This is a genomic window from Nonomuraea sp. bgisy101, assembly GCF_057708945.1.
Genome location: NZ_JBYITD010000001.1, coordinates 427,331 through 452,723, shown reverse-complemented (window position 1 = coordinate 452,723; position 25,393 = coordinate 427,331). Strand labels below are relative to the sequence as shown.

Annotated in this window: 22 protein-coding genes; 5 read left to right on the top strand and 17 right to left on the bottom strand. The window is 70.8% G+C overall.

Annotation, left to right across the window (positions count from 1 at the left end):
* Positions 1–20: 20 nt before the first annotated feature.
* The 9 genes from ftsW to mraZ all read right to left on the bottom strand — a co-directional run bounded on the left by ftsW (position 21) and on the right by mraZ (position 11,225).
* Positions 21–1,337 carry a putative lipid II flippase FtsW gene (ftsW, locus tag AC3EO4_RS02140; RefSeq protein ID WP_379579266.1) on the bottom strand — a complete coding sequence of 439 codons (1,317 nt, stop codon included), beginning with the start codon at positions 1,335–1,337 and terminating at the stop codon, positions 21–23.
* Positions 1,334–2,692 (bottom strand): UDP-N-acetylmuramoyl-L-alanine--D-glutamate ligase, encoded by a 1,359-nt coding sequence (gene murD / locus AC3EO4_RS02135; protein ID WP_431893292.1) that lies wholly within the window; start codon positions 2,690–2,692, stop codon positions 1,334–1,336. The genes ftsW and murD overlap by 4 nt, the downstream gene beginning before the upstream one ends.
* On the bottom strand, positions 2,689–3,747 hold the full coding sequence (gene mraY, locus AC3EO4_RS02130) for a phospho-N-acetylmuramoyl-pentapeptide-transferase (protein WP_379579270.1): 1,059 nt from the start codon (positions 3,745–3,747) through the stop codon (positions 2,689–2,691). The genes murD and mraY overlap by 4 nt, the downstream gene beginning before the upstream one ends.
* The gene (locus AC3EO4_RS02125; RefSeq protein WP_431893288.1) at positions 3,744–5,156 is read right to left on the bottom strand and encodes a UDP-N-acetylmuramoyl-tripeptide--D-alanyl-D-alanine ligase; all 1,413 of its coding nucleotides are present in this window, start codon (positions 5,154–5,156) and stop codon (positions 3,744–3,746) included. Before AC3EO4_RS02125 ends, mraY begins: the two co-directional genes overlap by 4 nt.
* The gene (locus tag AC3EO4_RS02120) at positions 5,153–6,685 is read right to left on the bottom strand and encodes a UDP-N-acetylmuramoyl-L-alanyl-D-glutamate--2,6-diaminopimelate ligase (protein ID WP_431893284.1); all 1,533 of its coding nucleotides are present in this window, start codon (positions 6,683–6,685) and stop codon (positions 5,153–5,155) included. Before AC3EO4_RS02120 ends, AC3EO4_RS02125 begins: the two co-directional genes overlap by 4 nt.
* Positions 6,686–6,725: 40 nt before the next feature.
* Positions 6,726–8,468, bottom strand: coding sequence for a peptidoglycan D,D-transpeptidase FtsI family protein (locus AC3EO4_RS02115; RefSeq protein ID WP_431893281.1), 1,743 nt, complete (start codon positions 8,466–8,468; stop codon positions 6,726–6,728).
* Between the two features lie 632 nt (positions 8,469–9,100).
* Positions 9,101–9,598, bottom strand: coding sequence for a cell division protein FtsL (gene ftsL, locus AC3EO4_RS02110; RefSeq protein ID WP_379579278.1), 498 nt, complete (start codon positions 9,596–9,598; stop codon positions 9,101–9,103).
* Positions 9,585–10,514: a 16S rRNA (cytosine(1402)-N(4))-methyltransferase RsmH gene (rsmH, locus tag AC3EO4_RS02105; protein ID WP_379579280.1), complete on the bottom strand. Its 930-nt coding sequence runs from the start codon at positions 10,512–10,514 to the stop codon at positions 9,585–9,587. The genes ftsL and rsmH overlap by 14 nt, the downstream gene beginning before the upstream one ends.
* Positions 10,515–10,793: 279 nt before the next feature.
* Complete coding sequence (gene mraZ / locus AC3EO4_RS02100) at positions 10,794–11,225, bottom strand: division/cell wall cluster transcriptional repressor MraZ (RefSeq protein WP_431893276.1); 432 nt, start codon at positions 11,223–11,225, stop codon at positions 10,794–10,796.
* 462 nt (positions 11,226–11,687) lie between these two features.
* Between mraZ and AC3EO4_RS02095 the strand changes: the two genes are divergently transcribed.
* From AC3EO4_RS02095 to AC3EO4_RS02085, 3 genes are read left to right on the top strand one after another with little or no spacing between them, the layout of a single operon-like run.
* On the top strand, positions 11,688–12,665 hold the full coding sequence (locus tag AC3EO4_RS02095; RefSeq protein ID WP_379579284.1) for an AAA family ATPase: 978 nt from the start codon (positions 11,688–11,690) through the stop codon (positions 12,663–12,665).
* A complete protein-coding gene (locus tag AC3EO4_RS02090; RefSeq protein ID WP_431893666.1) occupies positions 12,665–13,915 on the top strand; it encodes a DUF58 domain-containing protein in 1,251 nt (416 codons plus the stop codon). Before AC3EO4_RS02095 ends, AC3EO4_RS02090 begins: the two co-directional genes overlap by 1 nt.
* The gene (locus tag AC3EO4_RS02085; protein WP_431893273.1) at positions 13,912–16,320 is read left to right on the top strand and encodes a transglutaminase TgpA family protein; all 2,409 of its coding nucleotides are present in this window, start codon (positions 13,912–13,914) and stop codon (positions 16,318–16,320) included. Before AC3EO4_RS02090 ends, AC3EO4_RS02085 begins: the two co-directional genes overlap by 4 nt.
* A gap of 54 nt (positions 16,321–16,374) precedes the next feature.
* Here the strand turns inward: AC3EO4_RS02085 and AC3EO4_RS02080 are convergent, their stop codons facing one another.
* The 3 genes from AC3EO4_RS02080 to AC3EO4_RS02070 form a co-directional block, all read right to left on the bottom strand.
* Positions 16,375–16,776 carry a DUF3040 domain-containing protein gene (locus tag AC3EO4_RS02080; protein ID WP_379579288.1) on the bottom strand — a complete coding sequence of 134 codons (402 nt, stop codon included), beginning with the start codon at positions 16,774–16,776 and terminating at the stop codon, positions 16,375–16,377.
* A 205-nt stretch (positions 16,777–16,981) separates the two neighbouring features.
* Positions 16,982–18,223 carry a DNA polymerase IV gene (gene dinB, locus AC3EO4_RS02075; RefSeq protein WP_431893269.1) on the bottom strand — a complete coding sequence of 414 codons (1,242 nt, stop codon included), beginning with the start codon at positions 18,221–18,223 and terminating at the stop codon, positions 16,982–16,984.
* 98 nt (positions 18,224–18,321) lie between these two features.
* A complete protein-coding gene (locus AC3EO4_RS02070; RefSeq protein ID WP_379579292.1) occupies positions 18,322–19,077 on the bottom strand; it encodes a methyltransferase in 756 nt (251 codons plus the stop codon).
* A gap of 177 nt (positions 19,078–19,254) precedes the next feature.
* Between AC3EO4_RS02070 and AC3EO4_RS02065 the strand changes: the two genes are divergently transcribed.
* Positions 19,255–20,166 (top strand): cation diffusion facilitator family transporter, encoded by a 912-nt coding sequence (locus AC3EO4_RS02065; RefSeq protein WP_379579294.1) that lies wholly within the window; start codon positions 19,255–19,257, stop codon positions 20,164–20,166.
* Here AC3EO4_RS02065 and AC3EO4_RS02060 read toward each other — a convergent pair.
* From AC3EO4_RS02060 to AC3EO4_RS02045, 4 genes are all read right to left on the bottom strand, one after another.
* Positions 20,163–20,501 carry an MmcQ/YjbR family DNA-binding protein gene (locus AC3EO4_RS02060; protein WP_379579296.1) on the bottom strand — a complete coding sequence of 113 codons (339 nt, stop codon included), beginning with the start codon at positions 20,499–20,501 and terminating at the stop codon, positions 20,163–20,165. The genes AC3EO4_RS02065 and AC3EO4_RS02060 overlap by 4 nt on opposite strands.
* A 139-nt stretch (positions 20,502–20,640) precedes the next feature.
* Entirely contained in the window at positions 20,641–21,051 is a 411-nt protein-coding gene (gene nusB / locus AC3EO4_RS02055; protein WP_379579298.1) for a transcription antitermination factor NusB, read from the bottom strand.
* Complete coding sequence (gene efp, locus AC3EO4_RS02050; RefSeq protein WP_379579300.1) at positions 21,052–21,612, bottom strand: elongation factor P; 561 nt, start codon at positions 21,610–21,612, stop codon at positions 21,052–21,054.
* A gap of 25 nt (positions 21,613–21,637) precedes the next feature.
* Positions 21,638–22,669: a M24 family metallopeptidase gene (locus AC3EO4_RS02045; protein ID WP_379579302.1), complete on the bottom strand. Its 1,032-nt coding sequence runs from the start codon at positions 22,667–22,669 to the stop codon at positions 21,638–21,640.
* An 85-nt stretch (positions 22,670–22,754) separates the two neighbouring features.
* Between AC3EO4_RS02045 and AC3EO4_RS02040 the strand changes: the two genes are divergently transcribed.
* Complete coding sequence (locus AC3EO4_RS02040) at positions 22,755–24,527, top strand: glycoside hydrolase family 9 protein (protein WP_379579304.1); 1,773 nt, start codon at positions 22,755–22,757, stop codon at positions 24,525–24,527.
* A gap of 56 nt (positions 24,528–24,583) precedes the next feature.
* Here the strand turns inward: AC3EO4_RS02040 and AC3EO4_RS02035 are convergent, their stop codons facing one another.
* A complete protein-coding gene (locus AC3EO4_RS02035; protein ID WP_431893262.1) occupies positions 24,584–25,381 on the bottom strand; it encodes an SAM-dependent methyltransferase in 798 nt (265 codons plus the stop codon).
* Positions 25,382–25,393: the final 12 nt, after the last annotated feature.

Sequence of the window (25,393 nt, the reverse complement as noted above, 5' to 3'; positions counted from 1 at the left end):
CTGATGAGAAACGTGCCGCCTTAACGTTCCGCATCTGGCCCGACTCGTCCAGTAGGCACGGTTCTTGTTGGTCGTCTCGGTCGGCCCCGTTGCGCACCCCCCAGGCCCAGCCAGCTTAGAGCCCTCGCGGCCGGTCCGGGGCCACGCGCGGCCAGAGCCTCCCTGGCGCCCGGTTCGCGTTTGGCGAATGACAACAACATGCCAAGCGCGGCGAGCGTCGGCAACAGCGCCGAGCCTCCGTAGGAGACCAGCGGGAGCGGGATGCCGGTGATGGGCAGCACGCCGATCACCGCGCCGATGTTGACGATGGCCTGCCCGGCGATCCACGCGACCACCGCCGAGGAGGCCAGCCTGATGAAGGGATCGTTGACGCGCATCGCCACCCGCAGGCCCGCGTAGCCGAGCAGGCCGAACAGCGCGATGACCGACAGCGTGCCCATCAGCCCCAGCTCCTCGCCGAGGATGGAGAAGATGAAGTCGCTCTCCGCGTGGGGGATCCAGCTCCACTTGCCCCTGCTGCTGCCGAGTCCCAGCCCGAACCAGCCGCCCGAGCCCATCGCGATCTGCCCCTGCACGGCCTGGTATCCCGCGCCCTGCGCGTGGCCCCACGGATCGAGCCAGCCGGTGATGCGGTCGGACCTGTAGCCCTCGGTCGTGATCATGAAGACCGTGGCGACCGTCATCATCCCGATGATGCCGCCGAACAGCTTCAGCGGCGCGCCCACCACCCACAGCAGCGACAGGAAGATCAGCATCAGCACGAGTGTGGTGCCGAGGTCGCGGCCGAGCATGACCATGACCGCCAGGATCGCGGTGCCGGGCAGCAGCGGGATCAGCAGCTGCCGCCACTCGATGCGGCCGCCGCGCGCCTTGCGGGCCAGCAGGTCGGCTCCCCACAGCGCGAGCCCCAGCTTGGCGGGCTCGGACGGCTGCAGGTAGATCGGGCCGATGTCGATCCAGCGCTGCGCGCCGAGCTGCGACTCGCCCGCGAAGATCACGATGCCGAGACCGATGATCGACAGCGCCACGAGCGGGTAGCCCGCCCACCTGAAGAACCTGTGCGGCAGCCGCGAGCAGACCCACATCACCGGCACGCCGAGCGCCGCCGACATCGACTGCTTGACGAACCAGTAGAACGGGTCGCCGGTCTTCTGCAGCGCCTCGATGCTGGAGGCCGACAGCACCATCATCAGCCCCAGCGCCAGCAGCAGCGCGCTGCACCCGATGATCAGGTAGTAGGTCGTCAGCGGCTTGTCCAGCAGCTCCTTCAGCGCGGCGGCCTGCTCCTTCGTCCAGCTGGTCGGGCGCTCGACGGGACTGTCGGCCGTGGTGCTCACGAACGCTCCCCCAGCTTCCCTACGGCGCGCGCGAAGGCCTCCCCCCGAGCCGGGTAGTTGGCGAACATGTCGAGTGAGGCGGCAGCCGGGGCCAGCAGCACGGTGTCTCCGGGCGCGGCGAGCCTGGCGGCTTCGGTGACGACACGGTCCATCACCCCAGTGTCGCGATCGGCGAGATCGACCACGGGGACATTCGGCGCGTGTCGCGCGAGCGCTTCGGCGATCGCGGCCCTGTCGACGCCGATGAGGATCGCCGCGCGCAGCCGGGGCGCGGCCTGCCTGACGAGGTCGTCCACGTCGGCGCCCTTGAGCCTGCCGCCTGCCACCCACACGATCGACGGGTAGGCGGCCAGCGAGGCGGCGGCCGCGTGGGGGTTGGTGGCCTTGGAGTCGTCGACGTAGTCGACCTCGGCGACCCTGCCGACGTGGGTCATGCGGTGCGGATCGGGCACGAAGTCGCGCAGGCCCTGCCGTACGGCCTCGGGCGGCACGCCTGCGCTGCGGGCCAGGGCGGCGGCGGCCAGGGCGTTGGCGACGTTGTGCGGCGCGAAGGGACGCACGTCGTCGAGCGTGGCCAGTTCCTCGGCCTGCCGTACGGGGTCGGCGACGAAGGCGCGGTCGACCAGCAGGTCCTCCACCACGCCGAGCTGGCCGGGCCGCGGCACCCGGAGGGTGAAGCCCACCGCCCCCGTGTACGGCTCGGCGAGCGCGCCCGCGATCGGGTCGTCGGCGTTGTAGACGACCGTGCCCGCCCTCTCGAAGATGCGGGCCTTGGCCCTGGCGTACTCGTCGAGCGAGCCGTGCCAGTCGAGATGGTCGGGCGCGACGTTGAGGATCGCGGCGGCGTGCGGCGCCAGGCCGCTCGACCAGTGCAGCTGGAAGCTGGACAGCTCCACGGCGAGCACGTCGTACGGCCCGCCGACCGCCTCCACCACCGGTACACCGACGTTGCCCACCGCCAGCGCCTTGCGCCCGGCGGCCAGCAGCATCGCGGTCAGCATGCGCACCACGGTCGTCTTGCCGTTGGTGCCGGTGAGGGCCAGCCACGGCGCGGCCTGCTCGGGCCGCAGCCGCCAGGCCAGCTCCACCTCGCCGACCACCTCGACGCCCGCCTCGAGCGCGGCGGCGATCAGCGGGTGGTGCGGCGCCCATCCGGTCGTGACCAGCTCGGTGGCACCGGCGGGCAGTTCCATGGAGCCGAAGCGCACCTCGACGCCGATCCTGGCGAGCTCCTGCGCCACGACTCGCTGCCGCTCGCCCTCGACCGCCTCCAGCACCACCACGCGCTCGCCGCGTTCGGCGAGCACCCGCGCCGCGGCGGTGCCCGACACGCCGAGTCCAGCTACAACGATCATGACTTGGGCATCCACTCCACGTAGAACAGTCCGAGTCCCACGGCCGCGCACAGCCCTGCGATCAGCCAGAACCTGATCACGATCGTGGTCTCCGCCCAGCCTTTCAGCTCGAAGTGGTGCTGCAGCGGAGCCATGCGGAAGACCCGTTTGCCCGTCATCTTGAAGAAGCCCACCTGGATGATCACCGACAGCGTGATGATGACGCACATCCCGGCCAGGATGACCAGCAGCCACTGGGTGCGGGTGGTGATCGCCAGGCCGGCCAGCACGCCGCCCAGCGCCAGCGAGCCGGTGTCGCCCATGAAGATGCGGGCGGGTGGGGCGTTCCACCACAGGAAGCCGATGAGCCCGCCGAGCACCGCGGCGGCCACGACCGCCAGATCGAGAGGGTCGCGCACCCAGTAGCAGTTGGGCCCGAGGTTGTCGATGCAGTTGTTGCGCAGCTGCCAGTTGCCGATCAGCACGTAGGCGCCGAGCACGGTGGCGGTGGCGCCGGAGGCCAGGCCGTCGAGCCCGTCGGTCAGGTTCACCGCGTTGGAGAACCCGACGATCATGATGAGGACCCACGCGGTGAACAGGACGATGCCGATCGAGGGACCGAAGTCGCGCAGGAAGGACATCTTCGTCTGCGCCGGCGTGATGCCGTAGACGTTGGGGAAGCGCACGACCAGGACCGCGAAGACGGCGCCGACGATGAGCTGGCCGAGCGCCTTGGCGCCGCTGCGCAGACCCAGGCTGCGCTGCTTGTAGATCTTGATGAAGTCGTCGAGGAAGCCCACCGCTCCCAGGCCCGTCATCAGGAACAGCACCAGCAGGCCCGAGATGGTGGGCGGTTCGAGCATGGCCAGGTGGGAGGCGGCGTAGGCGATCAGCGCGGCCAGCACGAAGACGGTGCCGCCCATGGTGGGCGTGCCCTTCTTGCTGAGGTGCGCCTCGGGGCCGTCGTCGCGGACCTCCTGGCCATAGCCCCGCCTGGAGAAGAGTCTGATCGCCAGCGGGGTGCCGAGCATCGAAAGGATCAGGCCGACCGCGCCGGCGATGATGATGTTGGTCACTGGGTGACCCTCCCGAGGACCAGTTCGGCCGTGCGCTGGAGATCCATCATGCGCGGCCCCTTCACCAGCACGGCGTCGCCCGGCCGTAGCCAGCCGGCCAGCAGTTCCCCTGCCGCCTCGGCGTCGGCCACGTGCACGATCTGCGGCCCGTCCGGCGAGCCCTGCCCCGGTGGCTCCTCCGCCGCGGCGAACGCGCCGCGCAGGACGGGCTCGGCCTCGGCGCCCACCACGATCAGCCCGGTCAGCCCTGCCGCGCCCGCCATCCGGCCGACGCCCACGTTCAGCGTCTCGCTCTCCTCGCCCAGCTCGCGCAGGGAGGCGATGACGGCGAAGCGACGCCGGTCCTTGCCCAGCACGGCGAGCGTCTCGAAGGCGGCGCGCATCGAGTCGGGGTTGGCGTTGTAGGCGTCGTTGATCACGGTGACGCCGTCGGCCCTGTCGGTGACCTCCATGCGCCACCTGCTTCGCGGCTCGGCCTGCGACAGCTCGTCCGCGATGGTCGCCAGCGGCAGGCCGAGCTCGTAGGCGGCGGCAGCCGCGGCCAGGGCGTTCTCCACGGCGTGCGCGCCGTACAGCTTGAGCGCCACGTGGGCGCCGCCCGAGGGGGTGCACAGGGTGAACGACGCGCGCCCCCGCTCGTCGACGGCGACGTCCTCGGCGCGGATCGCCGCGTCCTCGGCGTGGCCGAAGAGGGTGACGCGGGCCCTGGTCCTGGAGGCCATCCGGCGCACCAGCGGGTCGTCGGCGTTGAGCACCGCCACCCCGTCGGCCGGCAGCGCCTCGACCAGCTCGCCCTTGGCCTCGGCGATCGCCTCCTTGCCGCCGAAGACGCCCAGGTGCGCGGTGCCGACGTTGAGGACCACGCCGATGCGCGGAGGGGCGATGCGGGCCAGGTCGGCGATGTGGCCCGCGTGCCTGGCGCCCATCTCCAGGACGAGGAAACGGGTGTCGTGCTCGGCCCTCAGCACCGTCAGCGGATGGCCGATCTCGTTGTTGTGGTTGCCGGCGGGCGCGATCGAGGGACCGATGCGCGCGGTGAGCCTGGCCAGCAGGTCCTTGGTGGTGGTCTTGCCCGCCGACCCCGTCAGGCCGATGACCGTGGCGGAGGGCAGCGACTCGGCCACGGCGCCCGCCAGGTCGGCCAGCGCCCGCACCGGGTCGGTCACCACGACGGAGGGCACCCCCAGCGGCCTGGTGCTCAGCACCGCCACCGCCCCCGCCTTGATCGCCTGGGGGGCGAAGTCGTGGCCGTCGACGCGCGCGCCCTTGATCGCCACGAACAGGGATCCCGGCTCGACGGCCCGCGAGTCGATCACGACGGGGCCGCGCACCACCGCGCGCGGGTCGGCCATGCCCGACAGGGCGCCCGAGGTGATCTCGGCGATCCTGGCCAGTGGCATCGGGATCATAGGTTCTTCCTGCTTTCCTTACGTGCGTCGATCGCCTCCGCGACCACGGCCCTGTCGTCGAAGGGGATCACCTCACCTGAGATGTACTGGCCCTGCTCGTGGCCCTTGCCGGCCACGACGACCACGTCTCCGCGCTCGGCCGAGCCGACCGCCATGCCGATCGCGGCAGCCCTGTCGGGCTCGATGATCACGTGGGCGCGTCGCTCTCGCGGCACCTGGAGCGCACCGTCCATCATCGCCGCCAGAATCGCCAGCGGGTCCTCCGAGCGCGGGTTGTCGCTGGTGAAAATCGCCACATCGGCCAGCCTCGCGGCGGCCTCGCCCATCAGGGCGCGCTTGCCCGTGTCACGGTCGCCCCCGCAGCCGAGCACGACGGTGAGCCTGCCGGAGGCCACCGACCGCAGCGAGGTGAGGACCGACTCGACCGCGCCCGGTTTGTGCGCGTAGTCGACCACGGCCTGGAACTCGTCGTCGGCGGAGGTGACGCGCTGCATCCTGCCCGGCACGCCCGTCATCGTGCCGACGCCGTGGACGGCGGTGCGCAGCGGCAGTCCCGCCTCGACGAGCGTGACGATCGCGCCGAGGGAGTTGGCGACGTTGAAGGGGCCGGGCAGCGAGATCGTGACGTCCTCCTTCACGCCACCGGGGCCGACGACCCTGAAGACGCTGCCGTCGGCGCCGAGCCTGACGTCGAGGGCGCGCCAGTCGGCCCCGGGCTCGCCCGTGGCCGAGAACGTGGTCATCGGGATCTTGGCCAGGTGGAGCAGTTCGCGGCCGTGGGGGTCGTCGAGGTTGGTCACGCCCGTCCTGCTGAACTCCGGCTGGAAGAGCTTCACCTTGGTGGCGAAGTAGTCGTCGAAGTCCTTGTGGAAGTCGAGGTGGTCCTGGGAGAGGTTGGTGAAGAGCGCGACGTCGTAGTAGACGCCGTCGACCCTGCCGAGCGCCAGGGCGTGGCTGGAGACCTCCATGGCCGCCGCCGTGACGCCGCGCTCGCGCATGAGGGCGAACAGGCCGTGCAGGTCGGAGGCCTCAGGCGTGGTCAGCTTCGGCTGGATGACCAGGTCGCCCGCGTGGATCTCGACGCCGCCCACCAGGCCCGTGGTGTGGCCGGCCGCGCGCAGCCCCGCCTCCAGCAGGAACGTGGTGGTCGACTTGCCGCTGGTGCCGGTCACCCCGAGGACGGAGATGTCGTGGGAGGGCTGGCCGTACACCCAGGAGGAGATCTGCCCGAGCAGGGCGCGCGGCTCGGAGACGACCAGCACGGGAAGGCCCGTGGCCACCGCGGCGTCGCGGCCCGCGGGGTCGGTCAGGACGGCCACCGCGCCCCGCGCCATCGCCTGGGCGGAGTAGTCGGCGCCGTGGGCGGCGCTGCCGGGCAGGGCGACGTAGAGGTCTCCCTGCACGACCTGGCGGGAGTCGATGGTGACGCCGGTCACCGCGGCCAGCGGTGAGCGGGAGCTGCCTGACGGAGCGTCAAGCATGGTCGCCAGCCCGCTCAGCGGTCGGGGCGGGCTGGATTGAGGACGCATAGACGACGGGGGACGCACGGCGGCAGCGTACCCTCCCTGTTCAGTGTCCGGTGCCGATCCGCGCGGGCGGCGCGGACGGGGCAGCGGTCGGGGCTGTGGGCGGAATCTTCCTGCTCTTGATGGCGAACGTCATCACGTCCTTGAACACCGGGGCCGCGACGTGCCCGCCGTAGATGTCCTCGGACGGCTTCTGCACCACCGCGAGAACGACGAGCTCAGGCTTGTCCGCAGGGGCGAAACCGACGAAGGAGGCGGTGTAGCCGTTGTAACGGCCCAACTGCTGATCGTAGCGGTTCGCGGTACCTGTCTTGCCCGCCACCCGGTAGCCGGGTATGGCTGCCAGCGTACCCGTGCCCTCGGCGCTGACGGCCCCCTCCAGCATCGAGGCGATCTCCCGAGCGGTCTGCCCGCTGACCACCCTGGTCTGCTTTCCCGGTTTGGCGGGGACGAACCGGCCGTGCGCGTCGGTCTCGCCCGCCACGATCCGCGGCTCGACCCTGACGCCTCCGTTGGCGATGGCCTGGTAGACGCTGGCGGTCTGCAGCGCGGTCACCGACACGCCCTGGCCGTAGGCGACGGTGCAGCGCTGGGTGCCCGACCAGCTCTTGTAGTCGGGCAGCAGGCCCGCCTCCTCGCCCGGCAGGCCGAGACCCGGCCTGGTGCCGAAGCCGAAGTTCTTCAGCATGGCGAACAGCCGCTCGTCGCCGACCCTGCGGGCGGCCTGGATGGTGCCGACGTTGCTGGAGGTCTCCACGACCTTCTTGAACGTCATCGTCTCGGTCTTGTGCGGGTGGGAGTCCTTCAGGATCTGGTCGGCGCACCTGATGTGGTCGGCCACCCTGAAGGTCGTGTCGGGCCGTACCGCCCCCGCCTCGATCGCGGCCGCCGCGGTGATGACCTTGTTGGTGCTTCCCGGCTCGAAGACCTCGGACACCGCCCGGTTGACGTAGGAGGTGTCGGGCGCCTTCTGCCAGTTGTTCAGGTCGAGCTCGGGCGCGTTGGCCATGGCGATGATCTGGGCGGTCTTGACGTCCATCACGATCACGGTGCCGCTCAGCGCGCCGCTGGCGGACACCTGCTGGGCGATGGCCTTCTGGGCTGCCCACTGGATGTCGCGGTCGATGGTCAGCCGCACGTCGCGGCCCGCGATCGGCGCCTGGCGCTGGCTGCGGGTCATCGGGATGCGCTGGCCGTCGCGGCCCTGCTCCACGCTCTGCTTGCCGTCCTGGCCCGCCAGGCGGGAGTTGCGCATCTGCTCGACGCCCTCGAGGCCGGTGCCGTCGTTGCCGACGAACCCGATGAGCGTGCCGGCGAGGTCGCCCGCCGGATAGGTCCTGCGGTAGGTCTTCTTCGTGGTCACGGTCGGCAGTTCGTGGTCGAGCACCCTGTCGGCGACGACGGGGTCGACGTCGCGGGCGACGAGTTCGTAGCGCGAGGTGAGCCTGGCCAGCTTCGCGGCGATGTCGGCCTCGGGCTTGCCCAGCTCCTTGGCCAGGGTCGCGGCCATCTTGGCCCGCTGGTCGGCGGGGATCTTGCTGGGGTCCACCGCGATCTCGCGCGCCTCGACCGTCACGGCCAGCGCGTGGCCGCCCGCGTCGGTGATGGAGCCGCGCTTGGCCGGGATGACCTCGCTGATCACCCGCTGGTCGGCGGCCTTGGCCTCGTAGATCTTGGAGTCGAGGCCCTGCAGCTGGATGAGCCGCCCCGCGAAGATCGACAGGATGAAGGTCATGCCGATGAGGCCGATGTTGATGCGCCTGCGGGGGTTGCCGAGGCGCAGCACCAGCGGAGGGCGCGGCGGTCTGGGAGGAGGAGGGGGCCTGCGGACCGGTCTGCGCGGGGGTGGGGCCTGGCTCTGGGAGGGGCCCTTCGACTGGCCCTGCGGCTGGCTGCGCGGCGGACGCGCGTCGTGGCGCTGGCCGCCCCTGGGGGCCGGCACGGTGGCGTCGGAACGGCCGCGCCTGCCTTCCTGCGACGGCGCCCCTGTCAACCCGCGTGGGAGGTCGAAGGGGTCGTCCGCGCGGCCCTGCCCGGCGGAACGGGTGGCGTCGCCGCCGGGACGCCGGGGACGGCTCTCCTGAGCGGACGGCCCGTCCGCGTCCTGCCGCCGGTCCGAACCCGCTCGCCTGTCGGACGGCGGGCGACCCTCGGAACCCGGCCGGTCGCCGGGCCCTGGACGTCCTTCCCTGCGCGCGCGGCCGTCGCCGTCGTCGCGCCTGGGCCGCCCCGCGTCCTCGTCCCTGTTGCGGCGCGGCGGCTCGTCCCTCGGGCCCTCGGACCGCCCCGAGCCCGTTCCGCCCTGACGCCCCGGCCGTCCTGGACCGCCCGGCGTACGACGAACGGCGCCGGGCCCTCCATGAGAGCCGGCGCCGCCACCACCACGACCGGGGCCCTGGCCCCGGCCGCCTGTCTCCCTCACCTGTTCGGCCCCACCTTGTTCGGGTCGATGGTGTTGATCTCGTTGTACGGCCCCTGGCCCTGACCCTCGGCCCTCTTGGCCAGCTCGGCGGGCTGCTCCTGCTTCTCGATCTCCCGCTCGAGGGCGTTCGACTGCTGCTGCATCTCGGCGATCTGCTCCCGCAGCTCGCTGGCGGTGAAGGAGTCGCGGGCGAGCACGGTGTTGAGCAGCAGCAGGCTGACCAGCCCTCCGCACAGCAGGCCGACGACGAGCAGCACGAAGGGAGCGCGCTGCTTGCGCGGCATCGGCCGCCGCACGCGCACCCGCATCGGGCTGCCCTCCTGCGCAGCGGCGGGCCGCTGACCGATCGGCCGGTCAACGGCGGGCCGCTCGGTGGCGGGGCTGGTCTCGTGCGGAGCGCCCTGCTTGCGCACGCCGGTCCTCGCCGGAGCGGTCCTGGGCACGCCGCCCCTGGCGGGCGCACCCCGCCTGATCTCCTGCTCAGTCCTCGTCAACACGGATCCTCTCTGCCGCCCGGAGCCGGGCCGAGGCCGCCCGCGGATTGCGGGCGAGCTCTTCGTCAGTCGGGAGCTCTGCTCCCCTCGTCAGGAGGCGGAACCGCGGCTGGTGAGCCGGCAACGGGACGGGCAACCCTGGGGGGCTGGTGTCCCTGGTTCGCGCCGCGAGGACCTGCTTGGTCAACCGGTCCTCGAGGGAGTGGTAGGAGAGCACGACGACTCGCCCACCGAGCGCCAGCGCGTCGAGGGAGGCGGGAAGCGCCGCCTCGAAGGCGGTCAGTTCCGCGTTGACCTCGATACGCAACGCCTGAAAAGTCCGTTTAGCGGGGTTGCCCCCGGTACGTCGGGTAGCGGCGGGAATCGCCGCGCGAACGATCTCCGCGAGCCGCTTAGTCGACGTTATGGCTTCCTTGGCCCTTTCCTTGACAATGAGGCCTGCGACACGCGGTGCGAACCTTTCTTCTCCGTAATCACGAAGGATGCGGGTCAACTCGGCCGCGGAGTAGGTGTTGACCACTTCCTCCGCCGTGAGCGACTGCTCGGTGTCCATCCGCATGTCGAGCGGAGCGTCGTAGGAATAGGCGAAACCCCTCTCGCCCTCGTCCAGCTGGGGCGAGGAGACGCCCAGGTCGAACAGGACGCCGTCGACCACGGGATGGCCCGCGCTCGCCAATACCGAGGTCATCTCGTCGGACGAGGCGTGGACCAGCGTGACCCGCTCGCCGTACGGCGCGAGCCTGCGCGTGGAGAAGTCGATCGCGAAAGGGTCGCGGTCGATGCCGATCAGATGGAGGGCCGGATGGGCGGCCAGCAGCGCCTCCGAGTGCCCGCCGAGCCCGAGATTGGCGTCGACGACCACCGGCGCCGGCCCGGCCAGCGCGGGGGCGAGGAGCTCCAGAACCCGCTCGAGCATCACGGGAACGTGACCACCCGTGCCCGCAGCGTTGCCTTCTACGTGCATTACTGAAACCCCCCTCCTGCTAAGGATGCGTCCATACTCGCGGATGACGCCAAAGGCTCGATCCCGGTGCCCAGCTCATGGGTCCCCACCCGTAGCCGTCCGGCCAGGTCCCCATCCGCACCCGCTTCGTGGACGCCTGCCATCTGACACCGGGGAAGGTGCATCAGCTGGCGGGCGAGTGGTTGCGGGTGGAGACCTCGCCGAACGACATCACCGACGGATCGGCTGTGATCAGAGAATCCCTGGCAGCACCTCCTCCGAGAGATCGGCGAAAGCCTGCTCCTGGTCGGCCAGGTAGGTGTCCCAGGCCCGCTGGTCCCAGATCTCCAGCCGGGTGTTGGCCCCGATGACCACGCAGTCACGCTCCAGCCCTGCGTAAGCCCGCAGAGCCTGGGGAATCGTGATGCGCCCCTGCTTGTCCGGAGTCTCGTCGGACGCGCTGGCGAAGAAGACACGGCTGTAGTCCCGGACCGCCTTGGCGGTGACCGGGGCGGTGCTGAGAGCCTCGGTAATGCGCTGGAACTCCCCCACAGGAAAGACGTAGAGGCATCGCTCCTGGCCTTTGGTGATCACAAGACCCTCCGCCAGCTCCTCACGGTACTTAGCCGGCAGGAACAGCCGTCCCTTGTCGTCCAGACGCGGTTGATGGGTGCCGAGGAACACCGGCCCCACCTCCCGTGCCTCGTGAAGCGCTCAGTGCTGGTGCACCTGCCCTCCACTGCGCACCACCATACTCCACTTCTCCCCACCGTCAACTGATTCGAACCGTCTTCGGACGCTGTTTCACGCGCGTTTTCGCAGGTCAGAGCGGTGGAGCGGGGTGGGGGGCGGCGGCGGGGCGGCAGGCGTCGCGGGCGTGTCGAACGCCCGAAAGATCGGTGAATACGCCGGCGTCGCGCATCGCGTGGGGGAAAGTGGAGGGAGCGTGTCACTGGATTCGCACCACTATGCGACAAGAACCGGACGGATCACCTGAACACTGTGGCTGTTCCCCGAATATCCACAAAAGTCGCTCAAGGACCCCCGTCGTCGTAGGGTCGTACGCACAATGAAAAGGAATGGCAAGGCACCCCAAAAGCACCCTCGCGCTGGGGAGAGCCGTTGCACTTCTCTCATGGAGGCCTGGTGGCAGTAACCCATGACGTCCCTCGCCAGCTCGACGAGCTGGTCTCCACCGCGCACCGCATTCGGCAGGCGATCGAGTCGGTGATCGAGGGCAAGAGCGATGCCGTCCGGCTGACCGTGACCGTCCTGCTGGCGGAGGGACACCTTCTCATCGAGGACGTCCCCGGTGTTGGCAAGACGATGCTGGCCAAGGCGCTGGCGCGGTCGATCGACTGTCCTGTCCGGCGTGTGCAGTTCACCCCCGACCTTCTGCCGAGCGACATCACCGGGGTGAGCGCCTACAACCAGCAGACCCGCGAGTTCGAGTTCAAGCCCGGCCCCGTCTTCGCCAACATCGTGGTGGGCGACGAGATCAACCGCGCCTCCCCCAAGACGCAGTCGGCGTTGCTGGAGTGCATGGAGGAGCACCAGGTGACGGTGGACGGCGTCACCTACGAGCTCGACGCCCCTTTCATGGTGATCGCCACCCAGAACCCGATTGAGATGGAGGGCACCTATCCCCTCCCCGAGGCCCAGCGCGACCGCTTCACCGCCCGGGTGGCGATGGGCTATCCCGAGCCCGCCGCCGAGCTGGAGATGCTGGACGTCCACGGCGGCACCTCGCCGTTGGACAAGCTGGAGCCGGTCGCGACGACCGCCGAGGTGAGAGCGCTCATCGAGGCCGTCCGCGGCGTCTACGTCTCCCAGCCGGTCAAGAAGTACGCCATCGACCTGGTGGTGGCCACCCGCCACTCCCCCGACCTGCGGCTCGGCGCCTCGCCCAGGTCCACGCTGCAGCTCGTGCGCGCGGCCAGGGCGCACGCCGCGCTGTCGGGCCGCGACTACGTCATCCCCGACGATCTGCAGGAGCTGGCCGTCCCCGTGCTCGCGCACAGGCTGCTGCCCAGCATCGAGGCGCAGGGCCAGCGCAGGATGCCCGAGCAGGTCGTCACCGAGCTCGTCAGGCGAGTGCCCGTGCCGGAGACTCGAGCGTCGTGATGGCGGGACTGCGGGCGCTCACCTCCAGGGGCAGGTCGTTCCTGGCCTCGGGCGTGGCCGCGCTGCTGATGGCGCTGCTCCTGGGCGAGCACGACCTGCTCAGGATCGGCGTGCTGATCATGGCGCTGCCGCTGCTGGCCGCGCTGGTGGTGGCTCGGACCCGCTACCGGCTGAGCTGCGCCCGTCGCCTCGACCCGCCGAGGATCGAGGTGGGCGGCGAGGCGACGGTGACGCTGCGGCTGGAGAACGTCACCAGACTGCCGACGGGACTGCTGCTCATCGAGGACACCGTGCCCTACGCGCTCGGCGCCAGGCCCAGGTTCGTGCTGGACAGGGTCGAGTCGAAGGGCATCAGGGAGATCGACTACCGGGTCAGGTCCGACCTGCGCGGCCGCTACACGATCGGCCCGCTGTCGGTACGGATCACCGACCCGTTCGGGCTGGTCGAGCTGACCCGCTCCTTCACCATCGCCGACACGCTCGTCGTGACGCCCCACGTGGTGGCGTTGCCCCACGTGCGGCTGTCGGGCGAGTGGACCGGCGGAGGCGACAGCCGTACCAGAAGCGTGGCGGCGGCCGGCGACGACGACGTGGCCCCTCGCGAGTACCGGCAGGGCGACGACCTGCGACGGGTGCACTGGCGCTCCACCGCCCGCCACGGCGAGCTGATGGTGCGGCGCGAGGAGCAGCAGTGGCAGAGCCGCGGTGCGCTCCTGCTCGACACCCGCAGGCACGCCCACAGGGGTGAGGGCCCCCGCTCCTCCTTCGAGGTGGCCGTCTCGGCCGCCGCCTCGATCGGCCTGCACCTGGCCCGCGAAGGCCTGGGCCTGCGGCTGGTCACCGACCAGGGTCCCGAGCATCTGAGCGACACGGGCGTGAGCTGGTCGCTGCTCGACACCCTCGCGGTGGTGCGCAACAGCCCCGCGAGGTCCCTTGAGCTCGGCATCACCGCTTTGCGTCAGGGCGGAGGCGACGGCCTGATCGTCGCCGTCCTCGGCGCCATGGACGCCGAGGACGCCAGGGAGCTGGCCAAGGTCAGGCACGGCAGCGCCACGGGCGTGGCCGTCCTGCTGGACGTGGAGGGCTGGGAGGCCAGGGAGTACGGCTCGGCCGACCGCAGGCAGGCGGTCGAAGCGGTCCTCGTGGGATCGGGCTGGCGGATCGTCACCCTGCCCGCGGGCACCTCGCTGGCGACGGTCTGGCCGGCCGCCGGCGTCAAGAACCGGTTCACCGTGGGAGGTGCGGCATGAGGCTCCCCATCTGGTCGGGTGTTGCCACCCTCGCGGTCTCGCTCACGCTCTACCCGCTGTTCGACGGCGGCGCGTGGTTGTGGGGCTCGCTCGGCGCGGTGCTCGCCGTCAGCGCCGCGGGCGTGCTCGCCAGCAGGCTCACCCTGCCCGGCTGGGCGGCGCCGCTGCTCGGCCTCGTGGCGCTGGGCGTCTACCTGACCGCCGCCTACGCGGGCGACAAGGCGTGGGTGCTGGTCGTGCCGACGAAGGAATCAGCGGTGGCGCTGCTCAAACTGCTGGCCACCGGCTTCGCCGACATCCAGCGCTACGCCGCGCCGGTTCCCGACGAACCGCCGATCGCCATGCTCACCACCGCCGGCGTCGGCCTCATCGCGATCGTCGTCGACCTGTTCGTCACGAGGCTGCGCAGGGCCGCCCTCGCGGGCCTGCCGCTGCTGGCGCTGTTCACGGTGCCCGCCGCGGTGCTGCCCGACCCGATCGGCTGGCCCGCCTTCATCCTCGGCGCGCTCGGTTTCACGAGCCTGCTGATCGCCGACGGACGCGAGCGGGTGGGTCATTGGGGACGGGCGGTCCTGGTACGGCGCAGCCGCGCCGCCGACGAGGGCGTCCAGGAGTCGGCCGACACGCGCGGCCTGCGCCTGTCGGGCAAGCGGATCGGGTTCACCGCGATCGCGCTGGCCGTCCTGCTGCCGGCCCTGCTGCCGACACTCGAGCCCGACCCGCTGTTCGGGTTCGGGGTGGGCGGCTCGGGCAAGGGCAGGGGCAACTCCATCAGCATCCCTGATCAGGTCGCCGACCTGAGGGGGCGGCTGCAGCTGCCCGAGAACAACACCGTTCTCTCCTACACCAGCAGCGACGACACCCCTCGCTATCTCAGGATCTACTCCCTCGACGTCTTCGACGGCCGGCGCTGGACGATGAACGAGTTGAAGGGCAGGCCGGAGAACAGGGTGGACCAGGGCCCGCTGCCCCCTCCCCCTGGACTGGCCTCGTCGATGAAGACCACCCGGGTCGAGACCGACATCCAGGTCAGCGAGGACATCACGCCCCTGCAGTTCCTGCCCCTGCCGTACCCACCGCAGCTGGTGCGGGCGGAGGGCGACTGGCGCGCGGACGTCGACTCGCTGATGGTCTTCTCCTCCGGAGACGTGGCGGGCGGCCTGCGGTACCAGGTGGTCAGCACCGAGCCCGAGGCGAGCGCCGACCAGCTGGACGCCGCGCCGAAGACCGTCGACCCGGCGGTCGCCGAGCGCTACCTGAAGCTGCCCGACCTGCCGCCGCAGATCAGGCAGCTGGCGCAGCGGGTGGTCAAGGACAGCAAGTCGCCGTACGAGGCGGCGGTGAACCTGCAGCGGTTCTTCACCACCACGGGCGGCTTCACCTACAGCCTCGCCACACAGGGCCACGACACCGACGCGCTGCGGAGCTTCCTGGAGCAGACCAGGGCCGGATACTGCGAGCAGTTCGCCTCGGCGATGGCGGTGCTGGCCAGATCGATCGGCATCCCCGCCAGGGTCGCCATCGGCTACACGGGCGGCACCAAGATCGAGGGTCGCTGGGAGGTCCGCACCCACGACTCCCACGCCTGGCCCGAGCTCTACTTCGAGGGAGTGGGCTGGCTCGCCTTCGAGCCGACCCCGGCGGGCAGCGCGGGACAGGGCACCGCCCGCGTCCCCGACTACTCGCTGCCCAGGCCCGCCGAGACCACCCCGAGCAGTGACCCGAGCACGAGCGCGGCGGACGGCGGCGACACCCCGAGCAGCGCGCCCAACAGCAGGGACAGGCTGAGGGAGCTCGACCCCGAGGGCATCTACAGCGGGTCCGTGACGCCGGTGGAGACGACCCCGCTGTGGGTCACGATCGCGCTGGCGGTGGCGGGACTGCTGGTGATCCTGCTCATCCCCGCTCTGGTGCGGCTGGTGATCAGGAACCGCCGGGTGCGGACGCTGACCTGGAAGGTGTCCGGGCCGTCCGACGAGGTCACGGCCAGGGCGGAGAAGGTGGACGCCTCGGTGGCCGCCGCGTGGGCCGAGCTCGACGACGTGCTGTGCGACTACGGGATGGCGCGGGTGCCGAGCGAGACGCCGAGGGCGCTGGCGCGCAGGCTCACCCAGCAGCACGAGTTCGGCGCCGAGCCGGCGGCCGCGATCAGCACGATCGCCTCGGCCGTGGAGCGGCTGCTGTTCGCACGCGACCCCGGGGAGATCGCCCCGATGAGGAGGGAGCTGCGGACCGTCCGGCGGGCCCTGGCGGCCACCGTGTCGCGGACCAGACGGGTGCGCGCCGCGCTGCTTCCGCCTTCGACCCTGCTGCGGATCAGGGGCCTGGGAGAGAAGATCCTGGACGGTTTCGATCGGCTGGAGAACATCAGGCTCTGGAACAGGGCAGCACGCAGAAACACCTGACGCCGAACTGCGCGGCCGCTCCCTCAGCGGAGCGGCCGCACGGTGTCCATCGGCTCAGCGCTCGTCGTGGCGACGGCGCCAACGCTCTTCCATGCGCTCCATGAACGATCCACGGTTGCCCCGGCGCTGGCCCTTGCCCGACGTTCTCGGGCCTGACCCGGACGCACCGGAGTCTCCGCCGAATCCGTTCATGCGCTTCCAACTGGACAGACCCCACAGACACGCGGCGAGCATGACCACGAAACCGCCGACGCCGAGCGGGATCTGGTTGATCACGACGCCGACCATCAGCAGGACGATGCCCAGCGCAAAGCCGATGGAGGCTTTGACCAGGCGCCGCTTGTAATGGCTGCGCGGATCACTGATCCGAACGGTATTGGCCCACTTCGGGTCCTCGGCGTAGAGGGCCTGCTCGATCTGGTCGAGCAAGCGCTGCTCGTGCTCAGAGAGCGGCACGGCGCCTCCCAAGGACGGCCCCATTTCGGGGAAGACGGCAACGGACGACACGGGGTGTCCGGACCTCGCGGTCGGTTATCCCCAGAATACGAGGCTGTAGACGTAGGCGAAAGAAAACGTCCAACGTAGACCAAACCGGAGGTGACGTCATGGCTCTAGACATGCCCATTCTCCCCCAACCTCCGAGATGTCGCGACATCGGGCGTCATGTCTCCATTTCATCAAGCCGTCCTCTGACTAGGGAAGCCGGCACCACCGCATCGGGGCCGAACCTCCTGATCGCCTTGTCCATCGCACGTTCGGCCTCCCGCCATCCTGTCTCCTTCTCGCCGAGGCTGAGCTGGTGAGAGGCGGAATCGGCGGGCCTGAGATTCTCCAGCCTGACGCCCACCAGACGCAGCCTGATCCGTTCGAGCCCGGCGGCGGCGTAGAGGTCGCAGGCCGTCGCGTAGATCTCCTGCGCGACGTCCGTCGGCTCCCGCAGCGTCCGCGAACGAGTGATCGTCGAGAAGTCGGCGCGGCGCAGCTTCACACTCACCGTTCTGCCCACGTGGCCGCCCGCGCGCACGCGGGCGGCGACCCGTTCGGCAAGGCGCAGGAGCTCGCGCTTGATCACCTCTGGGTCGTCGACGTCCGTCGCGAACGTCTCCTCCGCGCCGATGCTCTTGTCGGGCACGTGGGCGGTCACGGGACGCTCGTCCCTGCCCCAGGCCAGCGCGGCCAGGTGGGTGCCCGCCGCGTGGCCGAGCTCGCGCTGCAGCGTGGTCAGCGGGACCCTGGCCAGGTCGCCCACACTCCGGATGCCGAGACGTACCAGGGCCTGCTCGGTGCGCTCGCCGACGCCCCACAGGGCGCTGACGGGAAGCGGGTGCAGGAAGTCGACCACGCGGTCGGCGGGGACCACGAGCAGGCCGTCGGGCTTGCACTGCTTGGAGGCCAGCTTGGCGACGAACTTGCTGCCGGCCACGCCGACCGAGCAGGTGATGCCGAAGCGCTCCAGCACCTCGGCGCGGATCCTGGCGGCGATGTCGGCGGGTGAGCCGAGCCTGCGCCTGGCGCCGCCGACGTCGAGGAAGGCCTCGTCGGAGGCGATCGGCTCGACGAGCGGGGTGATCGAGTGGAAGATCTCCATCACGCCCCTGGAGACCTCGGAGTACTTGCCGTGGCTGGGCGGGATGATCGTGGCCTGGGGGCAGATCCGGCGAGCCCTGCTCATCGGCATGGCCGAGTGCACGCCGTACCGCCTGGCCTCGTAGGTGGCGCTGAGGACGACGCCACGGCCGGCGGGCGAGCCGACGATCACCGGGCGGCCCTTGAGCTCGGGACGCTCGAGGAGCTCGACGCTGGCGAAGAAGGCGTCCATGTCGACGTGGAGGATGGGGCAGGCGCTGTCGTCGGCCCCGATCCTGGCGACGGGGCCGACTCCGGTGATCTGCTTGCGCGACACGACGTGATTCTACCCGAACGCGCGTTCGACAGTCGTCTCCGCGCCGCTCCCGCCTCGCCCTCCGGCGGCCCCCGCGCCGGACACGAGCCCGCGGGAGGTCACTTGTGGCCCAGGACGTGGAGTTGGGTGGCGATGTCGCGCAGGACGGGATGGGTGGCGGCGGCCTGCTCCAGGGCGACCAGCGCCTCCGCCGCGCCGGGCTCACCGTCGATCAGGCGGCTGGGCACCAGGTCGGCGAAGACCCGCACCCCGTGGATCTCGCCCACCGCGAACCCGGTCGCCGAGAGAAGCTCGGTCAGCGTCTGCGCGGCGAACCTGCGCGGCGTGGGGTCGCGGTCGCCCCATCGCCCCATCGGGTCGTTCATGACCGCCCTGGCCTCGTCGAAGTGGCCCGCGACCGCGCGGTGGATGGCGCTGGCGACGGGGTTGGCCGCCAGCACGCTCACGGCGCCGCCGGCGCGCAGCAGCCCCGCGACGGCGGTCAGCGCGGAGATCGGGTCGTCGACGTACTCCAGCACGCTGTGGCACAGCACCAGGTCGGCGCTGTCGCGCGGCAGGAGCTCGCCGAGGTCGGCGGCGTCGCCCTGGAGCGCCCGCACGCCGACGCCGCGCTCGGCGGCCCTGCGCTCCAGCGCGAACAGCGAGTCGGGGCTCGGGTCGACGACGGTGACCGCGTGGCCCAGCTCGGCCAGCGGGACGGCGAAGCCGCCCGTGCCGCCACCCGCGTCGACGATGTCGAGCCGCTCACGGCCCGTCTCCTTCGCCCGCGCGGCCAGCACCGCCCGCAGCGCGTCCCAGACGACGGCGGTGCGCACCGCCGGGGTCGCCTGCTTGGTGATGCTCTCAGCACGCAACGTCGGCTCGCCTCCTCGTTTCGCCGCGCCCGTGAACGACGGTGTCCCCGAACGCGTTCTGTCCTTGCACGTGGTCCCCGCGCGCGGCGTCCATGCCCGCCTGCGAAGCCGCCGCGACATGGGCCAGCCTACGCCGTCCCGCGCGGGCTGGGCATACTAGATCACGAGGAGGTAACGGTGGGATCCGGACACGGCCACGCCCAGGCGAGCGCGACGGCGCGCCACCGCGGGAGGATGATCGCTGTCATCGCCATCACCTCGCTCGTCTTCGTGGCGCAGGTGATCGGCGGCATCGTCGCGGGCAGCCTGGCGCTGATCTCCGACTCGCTCCACGTGGCCACCGACATCACCGGTGTCCTCATGGCGCTGATCGCCTCCCACTTCGCCGCCAGGCCCGCCTCCGACAGGAGGACCTTCGGGTACTACCGTCTGGAGATCCTGGCCGCGGTGGTCAACGCGGCCGTGCTGTTCGGAATCGCGATCTGGGTGTTCAGCGAGGCCTCCAGGCGCCTGTTCCGGCCACCGGCGGTGTCGGCCGACCTGGTGCTGGTCATCGCGATCGCCGGACTGGTGGTGAACGGGATCTCACTGGCGCTGCTGCACCGCGGCCAGAAGGAGTCGCTGAACGTCAGAGGCGCCTACCTGGAGGTCATGGGCGACCTGACGGGTTCGCTCGCCGTGGTGGTGGCGGCGATCGGCATCCAGCTGACCGGCTTGCAGGTCATCGACCCGATCGCCTCCGTCGTCGTGGCGCTGATGATCCTGCCGAGAGCGTGGCGGCTCATGCGGGAGGCGATCGACGTGCTGCTCGAGGCCACGCCGAAGGGGATGGACCTCAGGGAGGTGCGCAGGCTGATGCTGGCCGCCGAGCGCGTGGTCGACGTGCACGACCTGCACGCGTGGACGCTGACCAGCGGACTGCCCGTGCTGTCCGCGCACGTGGTCGTGGAGGCCTCAGACCTCCAGGACACCGGACGCCTGCTCGACGCGCTGCACGAGATCCTGATGGGCAGGTTCGACGTCGAGCACTCCACGATCCAGGTCGAGCCCGTCGGCCACGCTGAACACGAGGGCGCCAGGCACGCCTAGCCGTCGAAGGTCTCCAGGACGCGTTTGGGCGCGCGCAGCCGCCACGCGTCGGTGAGCAGCTCGGCCAGCTCCCCGACGTCGACCGCGGTGAAGCGGACCAGCACGGCCGCGTGGCCGTCGTAGTGTGGGAGGGTGAAGAAGGAGCCGGGCGCGGCGGCGATCAGCTCGCGCTTGTGCTCCTCGGAGGCCACCGGCACGACCAGGACGTCGCCCTCCTCCCTGATCCTCGCGAACCACTTGGCCTTGACGTAGAAGGCGGGCGTGCCGTACATGGGGCGCTCGGCGGTCTCCGGCAGCCCGAGCGCTATCCGCCGCACGTCGTCCTCGGTCACCATGGCCCCCATCCTGTACCGCATGCCGCCCCGAATCCACCCGCCGCCCACTCACGGGGGCGGCGGGTGACGTCACGGGGCCGGGCGACGCGCTCAGGGAGGGCGCGTGGCCGTGGTGACCGTACGGGGCGACCTGGAGGGGTCAGAGGGTGAGGCTCGGCTTGAGCTGCTTGAAACGGGCCAAAAGGCCGTTGATGAACTGGGGCGACTCGTCGGTGGACAGCTCGGAGGCCAGGTGCACCCACTCGCTGATCACCACGCCCTCCGGCACGTCGGGCATCCAGAGCAGCTCGTACGTCCCGCCGCGCAGCAGGTTGCGGTCGACGGCGGGCATGCGCTCCAGCGTCCACCCCTCGGCGTAGGTCGTGATGAGCTCGTCGATGCGATGGGAGTGCCTGGCCACGCCCTCGACGATCGCCGAGGTGTACTCGTTGACCGGCGGCTCCCGCCGGTCGACCCGCTCGGCGAGGATCTTCAGCGGATCCTCGCCGCGCGCTTCGGCCTCGAAGAGGATGTCGAGCGCCCGCCTGCGTGCTTTGCCTCGCGCGGACACTCAGGCCCGGCCGAGGTATTCGCCGCTGCGGGTGTCGACCTTGACCTTCTCACCGGTGGTGATGAACAGCGGCACCTTGATCTCGGCGCCGGTCTCCAGGGTGGCGGGCTTGGTGCCGCCGGTGGAGCGGTCGCCCTGCAGGCCGGGCTCGGTGTTGGCGATGAGCAGCTCGACCGCGGCGGGCAGGTCGACGTAGAGCGCGGCGCCCTCGTTGAAGGCGATGGTGGCCAGAGTGTTCTCCAGCATGTAGTTGGCGGCGTCGCCGACGGTCTTGGCGGGCACGTTGACCATGTCGTAGGTCTCGGTGTCCATGAAGACGAAGTCGTCGCCGTCCTTGTAGGAGTACTGCATCTCACGCTTGTCGACGTTGGCCACGTCGACCTTCACCCCGGCGTTGAAGGTCTTGTCGACGACCTTGCCGGAGAGGACGTTCTTGAGCTTGGTGCGCACGAACGCGCCGCCCTTGCCCGGCTTGACGTGCTGGAACTCCACAACGGACCAGAGCTCACCGCCGTCGAGCTTCAGCACGATGCCGTTCTTGAGGTCGTTGGTCGTCGCCACTCGCTTCTCCCGGATGCGGCCGCTCTTACAGGACGAGCAGCTCCTTGGTCGTCTTCGTCAGGAGTTCCGCCCCGCCCTCACGCGTCACGAGCGTGTCCTCGATACGGACCCCGCCCCTGCCCTGAAGGTAGACGCCGGGCTCGACGGTGATCGGAACTCGATCCTCTAGTCTACCGGTCCGTGACGGGCCCAGGAACGGCTCCTCGTGGATCTCCAGACCGACCCCGTGGCCGAGGCCGTGACGGAAGTGCTCGGCGTGTCCCGCCCGCTCGATCACCGAGCGTGAGGCCGCGTCGATCCCTGCGGCCTCGGCGCCAGGGCGCAGCGCCTCGCGACCGGCGCGCTGGGCGGCGCGGACGAGGTCGTAGATCTCCCGCTGCCAGTCTGCGATCCTGCCCAGGGCGACGGTGCGGGTCATGTCGGCGTGATAGCCGCGGTACTGGGCGCCGAAGTCGAGGGTGACCAGGTCGCCCGCGCGCAGCTCGCGGTCGGTCGGCGAGTGGTGGGGTATCGAGCCGTTCTCGCCGCCGGCCACGATCGACTCGAAGGCGGGCTTGTCCGCGCCGAGCTCGACCATGCGGGCCTCGAGGACGCGGGCGATCTCGCGCTCGGTCACGCCGGGCCTGATGGCCGCCGAGATGTCGGCGAAGGCCTGGTCGGAGATGGCGCACGCGGTCCGCAGCAGCTCGATCTCGTCGTCGTCCTTGACCACCCTCAGGCGCTCGACCAGCGGCTCCAGGGGGACGATGCCCTCTCCCAGCCTGTTGAAGACGGCCACCGTCATGTGCGCGGCCTCGATGCCGACGCCCGGCGTGGCCAGCTCGCGCGCGACGTCGGAGGCCTCGACGGCGTCGATCCCCAGATCGCGGGTCATCTCGATGTAGCGGGAGTCGGTGGCGAGCCTCGCCGTGCCGTCCGCGCGGACCAGGACGGCGGCGTTGGAGCTGTCGAGCCCCGTGAGGTAGCGGACGTTGACCGGCTTGGTGACGAGGATGGCGTCGGCGCCCGCCAGCAGCGCGGCGAGGTTGGCCCGGCGCTGGGCGAAATCGGTGGTCATTTCACCAAGTATTGACCACGTTTGTCGCCGCCAGCTACGGTCCAGTTTGAAGGTTAGGAAGGTTTACTAACTTGTGGAGCAGCCGATGCGGATCGTCTTAGCCCTCGCCCTCGCCCTGACAGGAGCCCCCAGCATGCACGCCACCGGGCAGCCGGCCGGGCACATCCGCGTCGACCAGGTCGGCTTCGCGCCCGGCGAGGCCAAGCACGCCTACCTGATGACCAGCGGGCGCCCCGCCTCCTTCACCGTGCACGACCACCGGGGCAGGCAGGTGCTCAAGGGTACGGCGGGCCGCGACCTCGGCGCGTGGAACGCCGCCTACGGCCACGTCTACGACCTCGACCTCACCAGGCTGACGAAGCCCGGCAGCTACCGGATCAGGTCGGGCGGCCTCACCTCCGCCGAGTTCACGATCGCGCCCTCCGCCCTGCTGGCGCTGCCCGCCTCGAAGATCATGACGTTCTTCGGCGGCCAGCGCGACGGCGGCAGGCGGCACGCCAACGACCGGGCGGCCCACGTCTACGACTGGCCCGCCTTCACCGGGCCCGACACCGACCAGATCAAGGGCGAACTGACCAGGGCCGGCGGCCCCGTCGACGTCGAGGGCGGCTGGTTCGACGCGGGCGACTACCTGAAGTTCACCCACATCCTGGCCTACGTCGACACGCTGATGTGGGCCGCGCGAAGGGACGGAGGGACGCACGTTGACCCGCGCCTGAGGTCGGAGTCGCTCCACGGCCTCAAGTACCTGGACAAGATGTGGGACGGGACGACCAAGACCCTCTACATCCAGGTCGGGATCGGAGCGGGCAACGCCGAGGGCACGTTCGTCGGCGACCACGACATCTGGCGCCTGCCCGAGGCCGACGACTCCTCCGCCGAGAAGTACATCCGCAACCGTCCCGTCTTCAGGGCGGCGGCACCCGGCCAGCCGATCAGCCCCAACCTCGCCGGCCGTACGGCGGCGGCCTTCGCCCTGGCCGCGCAGGTCGAGCCGGACAGGCGGCGGGCGCAGGCCTGGCTCGACCAGGCCGCCGAGATCTACGCGATGGCCAAGACCACCGACGTGGGGCAGCTGGTGACCTCGCTGCCGCACGCCTTCTACCCCGAGAGCGTCTGGCGCGACGACATGGAACTGGGCGGCGCGGAGCTGGCGCTGGCCGCCCAGCGGCTCGGCGACTCCAGGGCCGCCCAATGGCTGGAGCAGGCCCAGCACTGGGCGAGCGAGTACATCGCCAACGACACCGGCGACACCCTGAACCTCTACGACGTCAGTGCCCTCGCGCACGCCGACCTGATCAGGGCGGGCGCGTCCATCAAGGGCGCGCTGCTCGCCGACCTCAAGGCGCAGCTGGAGATCGGCGCGTCCAGGGCGGCGAAGGATCCGTTCAGGGCGGGAGCGCTCTACGACGCCTTCGACGCGGTGCCGCACGCCTTCGGCCTCGCCGCCACCTCCAGGCTCTACCGCTCGGTCTCCGGCGACCGTTCCTACGACGCCTTCGGCACCTGGCAGCGCGGGTGGGCCTTCGGCGCGAACCCGTGGGGCGTGTCATTCGTCCAGGGCGTCGGCGACAACTCGATCGCCTGCCCGCACTACCAGATCTCCAACCTGACCGGCCGCCCCGCGACCGGAGCGGTCGTCAACGGGCCGAACGCGGCCTCGCTGTTCGACGACGGGCTCGGCGACCACTTCGAGGAGATGGCCAAGTGCCCGGCCGACGGGGTGGACCGCTACCAGGAGTTCACCGGCAGGGGCAGCAGGTTCGTGGACGACGTGCGCTCGTGGCAGGCCTCCGAGCCCGCCGACGACTTCGCCGCGATCGCGCTCTACGCGCTCACGCTGATGGCCAGGGACTGACCCGCTCCAGCCCTTCCTCCTGTGCGGCGGAGCGGCGCCGCTCCGCCGCACAGGACTCAGGGCTTCCTGCCGAGCCCTCCGTACTGGTGGACCTCACGGTCGGTGTACTCGGTGGCCGCGTCCGGATGCCAGCGCGGCAGCGAGACCACGCCGGGCCGGACCTGTTCCATCCCCTCGAACAGCGCCTCCAGCTGCTCGGGAGTGCGCAGTCTGATCTCGGTCGCGCCGCTGGCGTTCCACTTGGCCGCGGCGTCGTCCATCGACTCGCTGTGGACGCTGTGCGAGACGACCAGGTAGCTTCCCGACGGCATGGCGTCGAGGAGCGTCGACAGCGCGGCGCGGACCTGCTCGTCGTCGGGCACGAACTCCAGCACGCCGAGCACCATCAGCGCGATCGGGCGGGAGAAGTCGAGTGTCTTGGCCGCCCCCGTCAGGATCGTCTCGGGATCGCGCAGGTCGGCGTCGAGGTAGTCGGTCGCGCCCTCGGGGGTGCTGTAGAGCAGGGCGCGGGCGTGGGCGAGCACGATCGGATCGTTGTCGACGTAGACGACGCGCGACTCGGGCGCGGCCCGCTGCGCCACCTGGTGGGTGTTGTCGGCGGTGGGCACGCCGGTGCCGATGTCAAGGAACTGCCTGACGCCCGCGTCGACCAGGTGCCGCACGGCCCGGCCGAGGAACTGCCTGTCGGCTCGGGCGACGACCACGAGATCGGGCATGACCTGGAGGATCTCGTCGCCCACGGCCCTGTCGGCCTCGTAGTTGTCCTTGCCGCCCAGCCAGTAGTCCCACACCCTGGCCGGATGCGGCACGCTGGAGTCGATCCTGTCGAGCCTGCCCCGTGAGCTGTCGGTCACTGGAGAGTCCCC

What these genes read in the sequence shown, in the direction of transcription:
- AC3EO4_RS02125 (WP_431893288.1), bottom strand. Translation starts at nt 5,156, where the DNA reads ATGATCCCGATGCCACTGGCCAGGATCGCCGAGATCACCTCGGGCGCC.
- AC3EO4_RS02120 (WP_431893284.1), bottom strand. Translation starts at nt 6,685, where the DNA reads ATGCGTCCTCAATCCAGCCCGCCCCGACCGCTGAGCGGGCTGGCGACC.
- AC3EO4_RS02090 (WP_431893666.1), top strand. Translation starts at nt 12,665, where the DNA reads ATGGCGGGACTGCGGGCGCTCACCTCCAGGGGCAGGTCGTTCCTGGCC.
- rsmH (WP_379579280.1), bottom strand. Translation starts at nt 10,514, where the DNA reads ATGCTCGAGCGGGTTCTGGAGCTCCTCGCCCCCGCGCTGGCCGGGCCG.
- AC3EO4_RS02085 (WP_431893273.1), top strand. Translation starts at nt 13,912, where the DNA reads ATGAGGCTCCCCATCTGGTCGGGTGTTGCCACCCTCGCGGTCTCGCTC.
- AC3EO4_RS02040 (WP_379579304.1), top strand. Translation starts at nt 22,755, where the DNA reads ATGCGGATCGTCTTAGCCCTCGCCCTCGCCCTGACAGGAGCCCCCAGC.
- AC3EO4_RS02045 (WP_379579302.1), bottom strand. Translation starts at nt 22,669, where the DNA reads ATGACCACCGATTTCGCCCAGCGCCGGGCCAACCTCGCCGCGCTGCTG.
- murD (WP_431893292.1), bottom strand. Translation starts at nt 2,692, where the DNA reads ATGATCGTTGTAGCTGGACTCGGCGTGTCGGGCACCGCCGCGGCGCGG.
- AC3EO4_RS02060 (WP_379579296.1), bottom strand. Translation starts at nt 20,501, where the DNA reads ATGGTGACCGAGGACGACGTGCGGCGGATAGCGCTCGGGCTGCCGGAG.